The sequence below is a fragment of the Streptomyces sp. NPDC005151 genome (assembly GCF_053599875.1).
Window position 1 is genome coordinate 35,414 of sequence record NZ_JBSFYR010000019.1, and the last position, 12,295, is coordinate 47,708.

The window sequence follows — 12,295 nt, forward strand, 5'->3', positions numbered from 1 at the left end:
TCACGGTACGCCGTGCGCGGCGTACCCGTTTCCGGTCAGCTTTCGCTGTCGGTCTCCTCCGCGGCGGCCTGAGCCGCCTGCGCGGCGGCGCTGCCCGGACGCTTACGGGCCACCCAACCCGCGATATTCCTTTGCTGGCCGCGGGCGACGGCCAGTGAACCGGGCGGTACGTCCTTGGTGATGACCGAGCCGGCGGCGGTGTACCCGCCATCCCCGACCGTGACAGGCGCCACAAACATATTGTCCGCCCCGGTGCGGCAGTGTGACCCGATCGTCGTGTGGTGCTTCGACACCCCGTCGTAGTTCACGAAGACGCTGGCGGCGCCGATGTTGGTGTGGTCGCCGATGGTCGCGTCGCCGACATAGCTCAGGTGCGGCACCTTCGTGCCCTCGCCGATCGTGGCGTTCTTCATCTCCACGTACGTACCGGCCTTGGCCTTCGGGCCGAGCGTGGTGCCGGGGCGCAGATACGCGTACGGGCCGACCGTCGCGCCCGGGCCGATCTCCGCCCCGACCGCGACCGTGTTGTCCACGCGGGCGCCCGCGTGGACGGTGGTGTCCGTCAGCCGGCTGTTCGGGCCGACCTCGGCGTCCTCGGCGAGGTGCGTGGTCCCGAGCAACTGGGTGCCGGGGTGCACGATCGCGTCCTGCTCGTACGTCACCGTGGCGTCGATCAGCGTCGTCGCCGGGTCCACGACGGTCACGCCGGCGAGCATCGCCCGCTCCAGCAGCCGCTCGTTCAGCAGGGTGCGGGCCTGGGCGAGCTGGACGCGGTTGTTGATCCCGAGGATCTCGCGGTGGTCGGCAGCGACGGAGGCGCCGACGCGGTGCCCGGCCTCACGCAGGATGGACAGCACGTCGGTGAGGTACTCCTCGCCCTGGCTGTTGTCGGCGCGGACCTTGCCGAGGGCGTCCGTGAGCAGCCGTCCGTCGAACGCGAAGACCCCGGAATTGATCTCGCGGATGGCGCGCTGCGCGTCGGTGGCGTCCTTGTGCTCGACGATCTCGGTGACCGCGCCGCTTGCGGCGTCGCGGACGATCCTGCCGTAGCCGGTGGTGTCCGGGACCTCGGCGGTCAGCACGGTGACTGCGTTCGCGTCGGCGGTGTGGACGGCGGCGAGCGCGGTGAGCGTCGCGCCGGAGAGCAGCGGGGTGTCGCCGCAGACGACGATCACCGTGCCCTCGACGGTGCCGCCGAGTTCTTCGAGCGCGGTGCGCACGGCGTGGCCGGTTCCGCCCTGGACGGCCTGGTAGGCGGTCCGCACCTGGCTGTCGACGGTGGCGAGGTGTGCGGTGACCTGCTCGCTCGCATGGCCGACGACCACGACGAGGTGCTCGGGGTCCAGCTCGCGTGCGGCGGTGACGACATGCCCGACGAGTGAGCGCCCGGAGATCTCGTGCAGAACCTTCGGGGTCTTCGACTTCATGCGGGTGCCCTCACCCGCTGCGAGGACGATGACGGCTGCCATTGAGGCCTCCCCTGATCGAGCGGCGCCGCGGACCTGAGGAGGTCCGGCGCACACGGACGTGCCCTTCGGCTTCGGATGGTGGACATCCGCAGGATACCGGGGGAGCTACTGGCCGAAACGGGCGCGGGCCCCGACCGTCATGGTCGGGGCCCGCCCGTGCATGCTCCCCTGCCAGGATTCGAACCCGGACAAATGGCACCAAAAGCCACCGTGCTGCCGTTACACCACAGGGGACAGCAAAGCCGATCGACTGGACAGACCGTCAGGCCGTCGACCGGGCAGACAACACTATGCCGTACCACCGGCCTTCGACGCGACGGGTCCGCGCGCCCCGGCGAGGCGCGCTGTGATCCGCGTAGCCCGAAAATGAGGTGCGCCCGCCCGTAGGCTGGACGCATGACCGCAACGGGGGCATACCGGGAAGGCGCGGGAACAACTACTCGCAGCTATTGGTGGTGGGAACGGCGGCGCAGTGTCGCCCTGGACGTGGGGCTGGCGCTCCTGTCGGCGCTGGAATGCGCACTGGAAGGTGTGGCGTTCGCGGGGGACACCGGGCTGCCGGTGCCCGTCGGGGTGGTGTTCGGCCTGCTCGCCGGGGCCGTTCTGGTGGTGCGGCGGCGCTGGCCGGTCGCCGTCGTGCTGGTCGCGATCGCGACGACGCCCGCCGAGATGGGCTTCCTGATGGGCCTGGTCGGCCTCTACACGCTGGCCGCGTCCGACGTGCCGCGCCGGATCACCGCGGTGCTGATGGGAATGTCGCTGGTCGGGTCGTTCATCGTCACGTACGTACGGCTGCGGCAGAGCGTCGCCGTGCAGTCCGGGGACTTCGGGCCGGGCGATGGGTACGTACCGCTGACGTCCCTCTTCATGTCGCTGGGCCTCACGGCTCCGCCCGTGCTGTTCGGCCTCTACATAGGGGCGCGGCGCCGGCTGATGGAGAGCCTGCGGGAGCGGGCGGACTCACTGGAACGGGAACTGTCGCTGCTCGCCGACCGGGCCGAGGAACGGGCGGAGTGGGCGCGCACGGAGGAGCGGACCCGGATCGCGCGCGAGATGCACGACGTGGTCGCGCACCGGGTCAGCCTGATGGTGGTGCATGCGGCCGCCCTGCAGGCCGTCGCTCCGAAGGACCCGGCGAAGGCGGTACGGAACGCGGCGCTGGTCGGCGACATGGGCCGGCAGGCCCTGACCGAACTGCGGGAGATGCTCGGCGTGCTGCGGACGGGGGATCCGGCGGTGACCCGGGGCGCGAAGGTTCCGCTGGCCGCGGTGGGCGAGGCGGCAGCCGCTGCGGCCGCCGCCGCCACGGAGGACGGGCCACGGCTGCACGAGGTGGAGACGCTGGTCGGGCAGTCACGGGCGGCCGGGATGACGGTGGAGCTGTCGGTGGACGGCGAGGCGTGCGCGTACGCCCCCGAGGTGGAACAGACGGCGTACCGGGTGGTGCAGGAGGCCCTGACGAACGTCCACAAGCACGCGGCGGGCGCGAAGACGTGGGTGCGGCTGGCGCACCGGGGCTCGGAAGTCGCGATGCAGGTGGAGAACGGCCCGTCGGACGGCGCCGCGACGGACGCGGGGCTGCCGAGCGGCGGCAACGGCCTGGTGGGGATGCGGGAGCGGGTGCTGGGCCTGGGCGGCGTATTCGTCTCGGGCCCGACGGACGCGGGGGGCTTCCGGGTGTCGGCGGTACTCCCGGCCCGCGGGGCCGCGTAACCCGCCTGCGGTCTCGCCCCGTCCGGTGATGAGGACGCGGCGTTCACCCCGCGAGGGCTGCGGGCTGTGCAGACCCGCTTTTCGACCCTGTCCGGCGATTGCGGTCGGCGCGTTCTCTTCGTCACCCGACAGGCTCTGAGGGGGCCGGCAGGTGAAGCCCGTCCGGCGATTGAGGACAGAGCGGTCCCCGGACGCCCCCGGCCCGCCTCACCGCCCCCGCCACGGACCCGCTCAGCCCGAAGTCAGACGCTCCGGCTGGAACCCGCCGACCAGCGTCGCCAGGGCCTGGTCGATGTCCGCGCCCAGGAACCAGTCCCCGGTGTGGTCGATGCTGTACACCCGCCCCTCGGCGTCGATCGCGAGGACCGCCTGCCCGTCCCCCTCCTCGCCCAGCGGGCTGACCTCGGTCTGCAGCGCCCGCCCGAGGTCACCGAGGGTGCGGGCCAGGTGCAGTCCGCTCAGCGGATCGATCCGCACCGGCGCCGGTGCGATCTGCCGTCCCGGCGCGGGCGCCGCGATGTGCAGGCCGCCGAACTCCGCCCACGCCTCCACCGCCGCCGGGAACACTGCGTGCTGATGTCCGGCCGGCGATGTGTGGGCGCGCAGCGCGTCCGCCCACTCCTCCGCCTGCCGGATGTCCCAGCGTCCCGGCTGCCAGCCCGCGGTCCGCAGGGCGGCGTCGACGGCGACGGGAAAGCGAGTGGCGGAGGCGCGGTCCGCATGGGTCGCGCGGTCGCTCTGCTGGGGAAGGTCGGTTCGGTCGTGCATCGGCGCGCGATCAGCCCTTCTCGGCGGTGGTCACCGCGATGGTGGTGGTGAGGTCGACGGGACGGACGCCGAAATGGGCGAGCATCGCCGTACAGGAGCGGCACGGTGGCGCGTAACTGCCGTGCATCGGGTCGCCGTCCTCGCGGATCCGACGCGCGGTCAGCCGCGAGTGCTTCAGTGCGCGCCGCGCCTCCCCGCTGGTCAGCGGCTTGCGCTGGGCCCGCTTGGACCGGCCGGCCTCGGCGGCGGTGAGCTGCCGGGAGAGCAGGATCGCCTCGGGGCAGCGGCCGGTGAAGCGTTCGCGCTGCCCGCTGGTGAGCGTGTCGAGGAAGTCCTGGACCAACGGGTGCAGTACGGGCGGCTGGTCGCCCTTGCCCGCCGTGCAGGTCAGCGTCTCACCGCGGACGGACAGCGCCGCGGCCACGGCCGGCAGGATGCCGTCGCGGCGTTGGTGGAGACGAGGTGTGCTGCTCGTCCCGGTGCTGCTCCAGTTGAGGCGCGGATCCCCGGATGTGGCTGATTGTGCTGTGTGCATGGTGCGAATGTCCCTCCCGTGCCCCGCAGCGGCAGCTGCACGATGTGCACGCCCCCGAGTTGCGGTGACAGCCTGCCAAATGTGCCACTCGGCGGGGAAGCTGGGTCGGTGAAACGTGTCTGCGTGTCGCGGACAGTGGCCTGACCGACGCTCGTCCGTCACTCAGTTGTGACGGTTCGTGACCGAAGGGGAGGGGATGGCGGAAGTGAACCGGAAGGGAAGCGGACGGGCGAGACCCCCTGGTGCGCCACCGCATAGGCTGTGCCCGGACCGTCCCCATGGGCAGGTCGGTCCTCACCAGACAGACGCAGCAGGGGGCAACCGCCATGACGACAGGTCGGCTCGGGCAGCAAGCCGCGCCACCGAACGCGGCCTACGCCGGGCAGGTCGTGTACTTCCCGGATCCGGTCCGGGCGTCCCGCCACCCCAGAGGTGTGCGCGTGGACGAGAACGGCTGCCCGGTATTCGCGCCGTACGCGCGCGCCGCCGCCGAGATCGCCGAGCCTCCGCAGGGTTTCGGCGTCGATGAGCTGCGGCTCACCGACTACGTCTCGGCCAACGCGGCGCTGGCGGCGAGTGGCCACGAACTGTGGGACACGATTCCGGCGGTCGCCACCCCGCACGGCTGGACCTGGCACCACGTGCCGGGCGGCCGGCGGATGGAGCTCGTCCCGGTCGAGGTCAAGGCACTGCTCCGGCACCACGGTGGTCTCGCGACCACCCCGGTCGACCAGAACAAGCGGGGCACGCGTCCGCTGCAGGAGACCCGGCCCGCGCACTTCCGGCTCCCGAAGGGCGCGGTCGCGGTCAGCGAGCAGCAGATCCAGGGCGTCGAGGAGGACCTCGGCTACCGGCTGCCGGGCGCGTACCGCTCGTTCCTGAAGGCGGCCGGCGGCTCGGCCCCGGTCGGTGCGGCGCTCGACGCGGAGCTCGGTCTCCTGGTCGATCAGCCGTTCTTCACGGTGCGTGAAGAGGCCGCGGTGAACGACCTGGTGTACGTCAACAAGTGCCTGCGTGACCACCTCACCAAGGACTACCTGGGCGTCGGCTTCGTCCAGGGCGGCATCGTCGCGGTGAAGGTCCGGGGCAACGGCGTCGGCTCGGTCTGGTTCTGCGCGTACGACGATGCCCGGGACCAGGACGGCTGGAGCGTGCAGGAGCGCGTGGACCGCCTGCTGCTGCCCTGTGGTGCGGACTTCGACGCCTTCCTGCAGCGGCTGGCGGGCAACCCGCCGGAGCTGGAGACCGTGGCGAACCTGATGGTGGACGGCGGCTTCGCGCGGGCCGTCCCGGTGGAGGGGTGAGCGCAATGGTGACCTTTGCGCAGGCGCAGGAGCGCGCGGACGAGTGGGTCAACGGAGACGTGCCCGCGTACCAGCACCGCGAGGTGCGGGTCCGCGAGTTCGAGCTGGGCTTCGTGGTGTGGGCCGAGGACCGCGCCGAGGGCCCTGTCTCGGACGGCGGCCGGCAGCGGCTGGTGATCGCCCGCGACAGCGGTGAGGCGACGCTCTGGCCCGGACTGCCGGTGGGCGAGGTGATCCGGCGGTACGAGGAGGAGTACGGCACGGTCGCCGCGGCCCCGGCCCCGCCGCCGGCGCGCGTCGACCTGAATCAGACGTCATTCCTGCTGAGCCCGCCGGAGTGGCTCCAGGAAGCGGCGGACAAGCTCGGGATCCCGGACCGGCGGGCGGAGCGCGACGGGAACCCTCCCCCCGCGCCTTCCTCTTCTTCCGTACCTTCCGCTCCTTCTGTTCCCGCGCAGGCGGCCCCTTCCGGGACGCCGTCCGGTGGGCCGCCCTGGCAGGGCGCCGGTGCGCAGGACGAGCACGAGCCCACCGCCCCCGACGGCGTTCCGGCCTCTTCGCCGAGCGTGCCCACCGGGGCCACCCCGTGGGCCGGGACCGACACCAACGCGGACTCCGACGACGGGGCGGTCGCGCTGCCGGCCACCGTGTTCGCGCCGCCGCTCTCGGGCGCCGATGACGACGGCACCCCGCCGCCGGTGGTCTCCGCGGAAGCGCCGACCGCGCTGATGTCGGGCGGCAGCCGGCTGCCCCGGACGGCGATCGTCCCCGGCCTGAACCCACAGGGGCCGGGTGCGCCCGGTCCCGGAGCCCCCGTGCCGGGTGCCCCCGGAGCCCCCGGGAGCGGTGACATAGCCGACGCCGCCACCAGCAAGGCCACGCGGCCGCCGCGCGGTGCGCGCGGTGGCGGGTCGACCACTCCGCCGCCGCCCGGCGCCCCCGGCACGCCGGGCGCCAGGCCGGGTGCGCCCGTGCCGCCGCCCTCGGGTCCGGGCGCGCCCGGCGCCCCGGCGGGCGGGTATCTGCCGACGCAGCTCGTCTCGCAGGTCGGCCCGCCCGGTGCACCTCAGCCCCCGGCACCTCCCGGACAGCCCGGACCTCCCGGACAGCCCGGACCTCCCGGACGGCCCGGACCTCCCGGACGGCCCGGACCTCCCGGACCTCCCGGACAGCCCGGACAGCCCAGACCTCCCGCACCTCCCGGACCTCCTGGGCCGACGCCGCCGCCCGGTGGCGGCTTCGACCACGCCGCGACCATGCTCGCCGACCCGGGCATGGGTGCCCCGAGCGCGCCCAGGCCCCCTGGCCCGCCCGGCGCCCCCGGTGTCCCGCAGCCTCCCGGTCCGCCCGGGCATCCCGGGCATCCCGGATCCACTCCGCCCCCGCCCGGTGGCGGAGTGCATCAGGCAGCGACGATGTTCGCCGACCCGGGCATGGGCGGCCCGAGCGCGCCCAGGCCCCCTGGCCCGCCCGGCGCCCCCGGCGCCCCGCAGCCTCCCGCCCCGCCCGGACCTCCTGGGTCGACTCCGCCCCCGCCCGGTGGTGGCGCGCACCATGCCGCCACGATGCTCGCGGGACCTGCCCAGGTCGGCCCGCCCGGGGCCCCCGGCATGCCGCCGGGGGGCGCCCCCGGTCCCGTGCCGCCGAATCCGCACACCCCGCCGCCCCCGGCGTACGGCTATCCGCAGGCGCCGACGGGTCAGCCGACCGTCGGCCCCGGCTACCAGGCCGTGCTTCGCTTCCGCGCGCCCGACGGCAGCGAGCAGCAGTTGATCCGCCGCTCGGCGCCCGGGACCCCGCACCCCGAGTGGCAGATGCTGCACGAGCTGCGGGCCATGAACGTGCCGCCACAGCAGGTCATCGAGCTCCACACCGAGCTGGAGTCGTGCGAGCTGCCCGGTGGCTACTGTGCGCGGATGATCCGGGAGACCTGGCCGCAGGTGCGGATCACCAGCGTCGCCCCGTACGGCACCGATCACGCCAGCCGCCAGCAGGGCATGCAGCATCTGCTCACCCATCAGGGTGAACTGCACCAGGTCGCGGACGGTCCGGCGCGCCCGGCGCCGGTGCGGGCCCCGCTGCCGCAGATGCCGCCCGCGATGCCGATCCCGCCGGAGGCCATCGCGGAGGAGCTGCTGCAGGCCTTCGGGCCGCAGGGCGTGCTCCGTTTCGACCAGCGCGCGGTGTCTCGCCAGGGCGTGCCCGAGATCGTGGCGCAGACGCTGGTGTGGGCGGGTCTGCCCGCCGACTTCGGGCCGTTCTTCTGGGCGCAGCCGGGTCAGCCGGTGGTGCCGACGCTGGCCGAGCTGGCCGCGCAGCGGCAGGTGCAGCCGGCCGCCGACGCGGGGTCGTACCTCGTCGTGGGGTCCGACTTCGGGCGGGCGATCTGTGTCCAGTACGGCACGGCGAACATCGTGGCCGTGCCGGTGGAGGCGGGTCCCGGCGGGCAGCCGGTGCCGCCGCAGTTCGTGAACACCGGCCTGCCGGAGTTCACGCGCTCGATGGCGCTCCTCGGCCGGATGTGGCGGCTCCGCTTCGGCCTCAACCCGGAGCAGGCGGGCCGTTGGACGGTCGACTTCCAGGCGCAGCTGGTGGCACTGGACCCGGCGGCGCTCGCGTCGCCGGAGAGCTGGTGGTCGGTGCTGCTGGAGCAGATGTGGGACGGCCTGATCTGATCCGACCCGACCCGACCCGACCCGACCTGCCGAGCACGAGGCGCCCGGACCCCGCCAGGGGATCCGGGCGCTCTGTTGTATGTGACACCTGTCGCTTGTATGTGACACCTGTCGCTTCCCCCCGGGAAACCACCGAATGGATTCGGACTTCTCTGCCAATTGCCGCATCCTTGACGTATTGCTTGGTGGTCGGAGAGTCGGAGAGAGGCTTCAAGGATGAGTGCTGCACCGGTGTCCGCGTACGGCTTCGTCGTGGTGCGAGGACGTGGCTACCGCCCGGAGCAGGTGGACGGGAGAGTGGCCGATCTGTCGGCGGAGCGGGGCGAGGCGTGGGAGAGGTTGTCCCGGCTGGCCGTGCTGGCGAAGGAGCTGGAGGCCGAGTCGGCACGGCTGACCGAGGTCGTCGCCACCCTCGCCCCGCAGACGTACGCCTCGCTCGGCGAGCGGGCCCAGGAGATCCTGGCGCTCGCCGACGCGGAGGCTCAGACCGTACGCAGCACCGCGCAGGAGGAGGGGCAGGCGCTGCGGGACGCGGCGGACGCGGCGGCACGCACGTTCCGCGACTCCGCCCGCGCGGACTCCGACGCCCTCCGGTCGGCCGCCGGGGCCCACGCCGACGAGACGGTGGCCGCCGCGCAGCGGAGCGCCGACTCCACGCTCGCCGCTGCCCGCAAGGAAGCCGAAGAGGCGCGCGACCAGGCGGAAGCCGCGATGGCGGAGACCCGCAGCCGTACCGCGAGCGTGCTGGACAACCAGGAGCACGAGCACACCGACCGGTGGAAGACCGCCGAACGTGAACTGGCGGATGGCGAAGCAGCCCAGGCCGCGCGGCACGACGAGCTGACCGACCGGGCGGAGGCCCGGCTGGCCGAGGAGCGCCGGGCCCTGGCGGAGGCCGAGGAGGCGGCGCGGCACGGCCAGGAGGACGCCGAGGCGCAGGCCACCGAGCTGATCGCGGCGGCCAGGGTGCGCGAGGAGCGGGTGGTCCGGGAGACCGAGCGGATCCTGCGGGAGCACGAGGAGGTCCGCGAGGAGGTGCAGGCGCACATGGCGCACGTACGCAACTCGCTCGCGGCGCTCACCGGGCGTGTGGCGCCCGCGGAGAACTGATCTGTATACCTCCGGCGGCGGTTCAGGCTGCCTGCCTGTCCTTCGCACTGCGCAGTGCCGCGCGCATGGTGTGAATGGACTCGGCTCTCGTGTTCTCCTCACTGTCGGGTGAGCCGTCGCAGTCGCGGAAACTTCCGGGTCGGGCGGCGCGGAAGGCGCGTTCGCAGCCGCCCTCACAGGTCTGCCAGGGCAGTGCTTCCGGCCGGTCCAGCGGTGTGGCCGGATGGGACGCGGCGGGTACGGCGACGGGCTGTTCCCCGAGACGGTAGGCCAGGATGCGGGACGGGCGGGCCCGGAGCGGGTCGGGGAGATCAAGGGTGAGCGCCCGGGTGATCTCCTCGGCGCCGACGCCCCGTGCGAGCCGCTCGGCGACGGCAGGGGCGAGCTCGGCCACTTCGCGCCGGGACAGGATCAGCCTCGGGTTGACGATGCGCAGTGAGGCGAGGATGACGACGGCTCGGGGATCGGCATCGTCGAGAGAGAGCGGGGGAGGGGCAACGGCACTGTCCGGGGCGGCAGTTCCGCATGCGGCCTCGACACTCTCAGGAGCGCCGGATGCGGCAGCAGCGGCGGCGCTTGCACCGGACTCGGGGGCAGACCCATCCCCAGGGGCAGGTGCCGGGGCGGCTTGGGCGTCGCCCGTGGACGCGGATCCGGTTCCGACGTCCGGGGCGGGCGCGCCCTCCACGCCCGGCGCGGGCATGTCCTCCGCCGTCGAAGGCTTCCGGGGACGTGGCGGCGGGGTGGGCCGGTCTCCCCGGCCGGGCACGTCGTAGAAGTACGTCCGGGTGTGGATCAGGCCGTTGGCCCCGCGCACCCGGCGGCGTTCCAGATAGCCGGCGTCCTCCAGCTCCCGGAGCGCCCGTGAGATCAGGATCTCGCCCTCGGTGAAGTGCGCACACAGCGCGGCGACGCTCACGCGGGCGCCGTCCGGCAACGAGAGGATGTAGGCGGCGACGCCGACCGTGACCGCACTTCCGGGGCGCTGCGCAAGGGCGTTGGCGATCACGGTGAAGTGGGCGGTGAGGCGCGTGCGTACATGAATCACGCCGGAGATCGGAGCTCCGGCTTCGGCGCGCGGGCGCGCGTTAGACTGCGAATCAGCCATCGGGAAGGGCTACTTCCTGGTTGGTCAGGCCCTCGATCGGGATTGCCGTCCCGGCCGGGGGCCGTCTTCATGTGTGAGGTTGTCGCGGCGAACGTAACCGGCCCCACCCCGCATATGCAACCAAGTCACTCGTGCGGGTGACGAGTGGGGAGGGGAGGGAGGGTAAGTGGTTCTTTCCCCAAGTTCTTTGGGGAGGTCCGCGCCCCACCGGCCCCTCGGAGACGAGCCCCCGGTGACACCGGAGCACCGCTCCAGACCGGGCCCCGGCCGGTCCGGACACGGTGCCGTGCCGGTACGGGCCGTCTGCGCACGCGTGGCTTGGACGGTGGGCAGGGTGTCGACAACGCGCAAGTTGTCTGCCGAGGACTGGTTCGTCCTGCGTGAGCTGCGCGCGGTCGGCGCCACTGCTGCTCCGCTGGCCCGTCTCGCCGAGGATCTGGGCTGTGGGCTCCTGGAGCGAAGCAGCCGTGATCAGTAGGCGGGCTGCCGAGCGGCAGCCCGCCTACGTGGCCGAGCAGGAGGCAGGCAGCAAGGTGCACCACGGCTCGGCACAGGAGCCCGAACCAGTGCCGGCTACCGGCCGGGGCGGAAGCGGTGGTTCGTCTTCAACTCGCTTATGAACGCGGCCCAGGAGGCCACTGGGAACGCCAGGGCAGGGCCGGTCACGTTCTTGCTGTCACGGACGGGGACGACGCCGGGGAATCCGTCTGCCACCTCCACGCAGTTGCCCCCCTCCTGATTGCTGTAGCTGCTCTTGCGCCAGTCGGCGCCGGTCAGATCGAGACGGGACACTCGCTCCACGGGGGTTGCCCTCCATCACGGATCGGATCATGTCGAGTGACATGAGCGGGGGCAGGGCTACTGCCCGCAGCCGATCGTAGGTCACCGCGAAGCGGCTGACCTCCTCCGGATCCTCGATCAACTGGCCGTAGTGGGCACCCTCCGTGTAGGCCATTTCTGTGCCGTCCGGCAAGACCAGGACGGTCAGGGAACCACCCATCGCGTCGTGCTCCCCCTGGTCGAATGGCAATACCTGAACAGTGATGTGGGGTTTGGTCGCGGCTTCCAGCAGCCGGATCAGCTGGGCACGCATGACAGCCGGGCCACCCACAGGGCGTCGCAATACTGCCTCGTCAAGAACGACCCACAGCTCAGGGCAGTCGGCCGCACCGAGACGTTCCTGACGTCCCAGCCGAGCCGAGAGCCGTTCCTCCAGGTGCTCCTCGCCCTTGAGCGTCCGCCCCACGCTCAAAAGAGCTCGGGCATAAGCCTCGGTCTGTAACAGCCCTGGCACCACGTGGGATGCGTACTCACGGATCGACACCGCCCGCGCCGAGTGCGCTATGAACGCCCGCGACCAGTCCGGGAATGCCTCCCGGTACACGTACGGCCACAGGTCGATCAGCAGGTTGTCCGCTACGAGTGCGGTGTCGAGGGCCCGTGCCAGTTCCAGCGTCGGTCTGGCCCCGGACGAGCGCTCGATCTGGGTGATTCGGGAGCTGACGACGTGCGTCTTCTCGCCCAGTTCGGCCTGGGTCAGTCCCGCAGCCGTACGGAGTTTGCGCACCCGTGAACCGAACAGCGCGGCCATCGAGGACTGGGGATCGATTGCT

General features: G+C 72.6%; 11 protein-coding genes and 1 tRNA gene. 5 read left to right on the forward strand and 7 right to left on the reverse strand.

All coding sequences use genetic code 11. The features are described from left to right. Positions 1 to 35 precede the first annotated feature (35 nt). Both glmU and ACWD6R_RS13485 read right to left on the reverse strand, forming a co-directional pair. Positions 36 to 1,469 carry a bifunctional UDP-N-acetylglucosamine diphosphorylase/glucosamine-1-phosphate N-acetyltransferase GlmU gene (glmU, locus tag ACWD6R_RS13480; RefSeq protein ID WP_451818814.1) on the reverse strand — a complete coding sequence of 478 codons (1,434 nt, stop codon included), beginning with the start codon at positions 1,467 to 1,469 and terminating at the stop codon, positions 36 to 38. Positions 1,470 to 1,632: 163 nt separating this feature from the next. Further along, positions 1,633 to 1,703, reverse strand: a tRNA-Gln gene (locus ACWD6R_RS13485). Between the two features lie 162 nt (positions 1,704 to 1,865). Between ACWD6R_RS13485 and ACWD6R_RS13490 the strand changes: the two genes are divergently transcribed. After that, positions 1,866 to 3,182 (forward strand): sensor histidine kinase, encoded by a 1,317-nt coding sequence (locus ACWD6R_RS13490; protein WP_451818815.1) that lies wholly within the window; start codon positions 1,866 to 1,868, stop codon positions 3,180 to 3,182. Positions 3,183 to 3,413: 231 nt separating this feature from the next. Here the strand turns inward: ACWD6R_RS13490 and ACWD6R_RS13495 are convergent, their stop codons facing one another. Beyond that, on the reverse strand, positions 3,414 to 3,950 hold the full coding sequence (locus ACWD6R_RS13495; RefSeq protein WP_451818816.1) for an SUKH-3 domain-containing protein: 537 nt from the start codon (positions 3,948 to 3,950) through the stop codon (positions 3,414 to 3,416). Positions 3,951 to 3,960: 10 nt separating this feature from the next. Beyond that, positions 3,961 to 4,485 (reverse strand): YwqJ-related putative deaminase, encoded by a 525-nt coding sequence (locus ACWD6R_RS13500; protein ID WP_451818817.1) that lies wholly within the window; start codon positions 4,483 to 4,485, stop codon positions 3,961 to 3,963. A 326-nt stretch (positions 4,486 to 4,811) separates the two neighbouring features. Here ACWD6R_RS13500 and ACWD6R_RS13505 point away from each other — a divergent pair, with 326 nt between their 5' ends. From ACWD6R_RS13505 to ACWD6R_RS13515, 3 genes are all read left to right on the forward strand, one after another. Then, on the forward strand, positions 4,812 to 5,789 hold the full coding sequence (locus ACWD6R_RS13505; protein WP_451818818.1) for an SMI1/KNR4 family protein: 978 nt from the start codon (positions 4,812 to 4,814) through the stop codon (positions 5,787 to 5,789). A gap of 5 nt (positions 5,790 to 5,794) precedes the next feature. Next, entirely contained in the window at positions 5,795 to 8,464 is a 2,670-nt protein-coding gene (locus ACWD6R_RS13510; RefSeq protein WP_451818819.1) for an SUKH-4 family immunity protein, read from the forward strand. Positions 8,465 to 8,680: 216 nt separating this feature from the next. After that, entirely contained in the window at positions 8,681 to 9,574 is an 894-nt protein-coding gene (locus ACWD6R_RS13515) for a cellulose-binding protein (RefSeq protein WP_451818820.1), read from the forward strand. 22 nt (positions 9,575 to 9,596) lie between these two features. On the opposite strand, the gene ACWD6R_RS13520 is transcribed toward ACWD6R_RS13515, so the two are convergent. Beyond that, positions 9,597 to 10,682, reverse strand: a complete 1,086-nt coding sequence (locus tag ACWD6R_RS13520; protein ID WP_451818821.1) for a hypothetical protein — start codon at positions 10,680 to 10,682, stop codon at positions 9,597 to 9,599. Positions 10,683 to 11,016: 334 nt separating this feature from the next. Here ACWD6R_RS13520 and ACWD6R_RS13525 point away from each other — a divergent pair, with 334 nt between their 5' ends. Then, positions 11,017 to 11,160, forward strand: coding sequence for a hypothetical protein (locus ACWD6R_RS13525; protein ID WP_451818822.1), 144 nt, complete (start codon positions 11,017 to 11,019; stop codon positions 11,158 to 11,160). Between the two features lie 95 nt (positions 11,161 to 11,255). Here the strand turns inward: ACWD6R_RS13525 and ACWD6R_RS13530 are convergent, their stop codons facing one another. Both ACWD6R_RS13530 and ACWD6R_RS13535 read right to left on the reverse strand, forming a co-directional pair. Continuing rightward, on the reverse strand, positions 11,256 to 11,402 hold the full coding sequence (locus ACWD6R_RS13530; protein ID WP_451818823.1) for a DUF397 domain-containing protein: 147 nt from the start codon (positions 11,400 to 11,402) through the stop codon (positions 11,256 to 11,258). Then, positions 11,359 to 12,273, reverse strand: a complete 915-nt coding sequence (locus tag ACWD6R_RS13535; RefSeq protein WP_451818824.1) for a helix-turn-helix domain-containing protein — start codon at positions 12,271 to 12,273, stop codon at positions 11,359 to 11,361. Before ACWD6R_RS13535 ends, ACWD6R_RS13530 begins: the two co-directional genes overlap by 44 nt. Between the last annotated feature and the right edge of the window lie 22 nt (positions 12,274 to 12,295).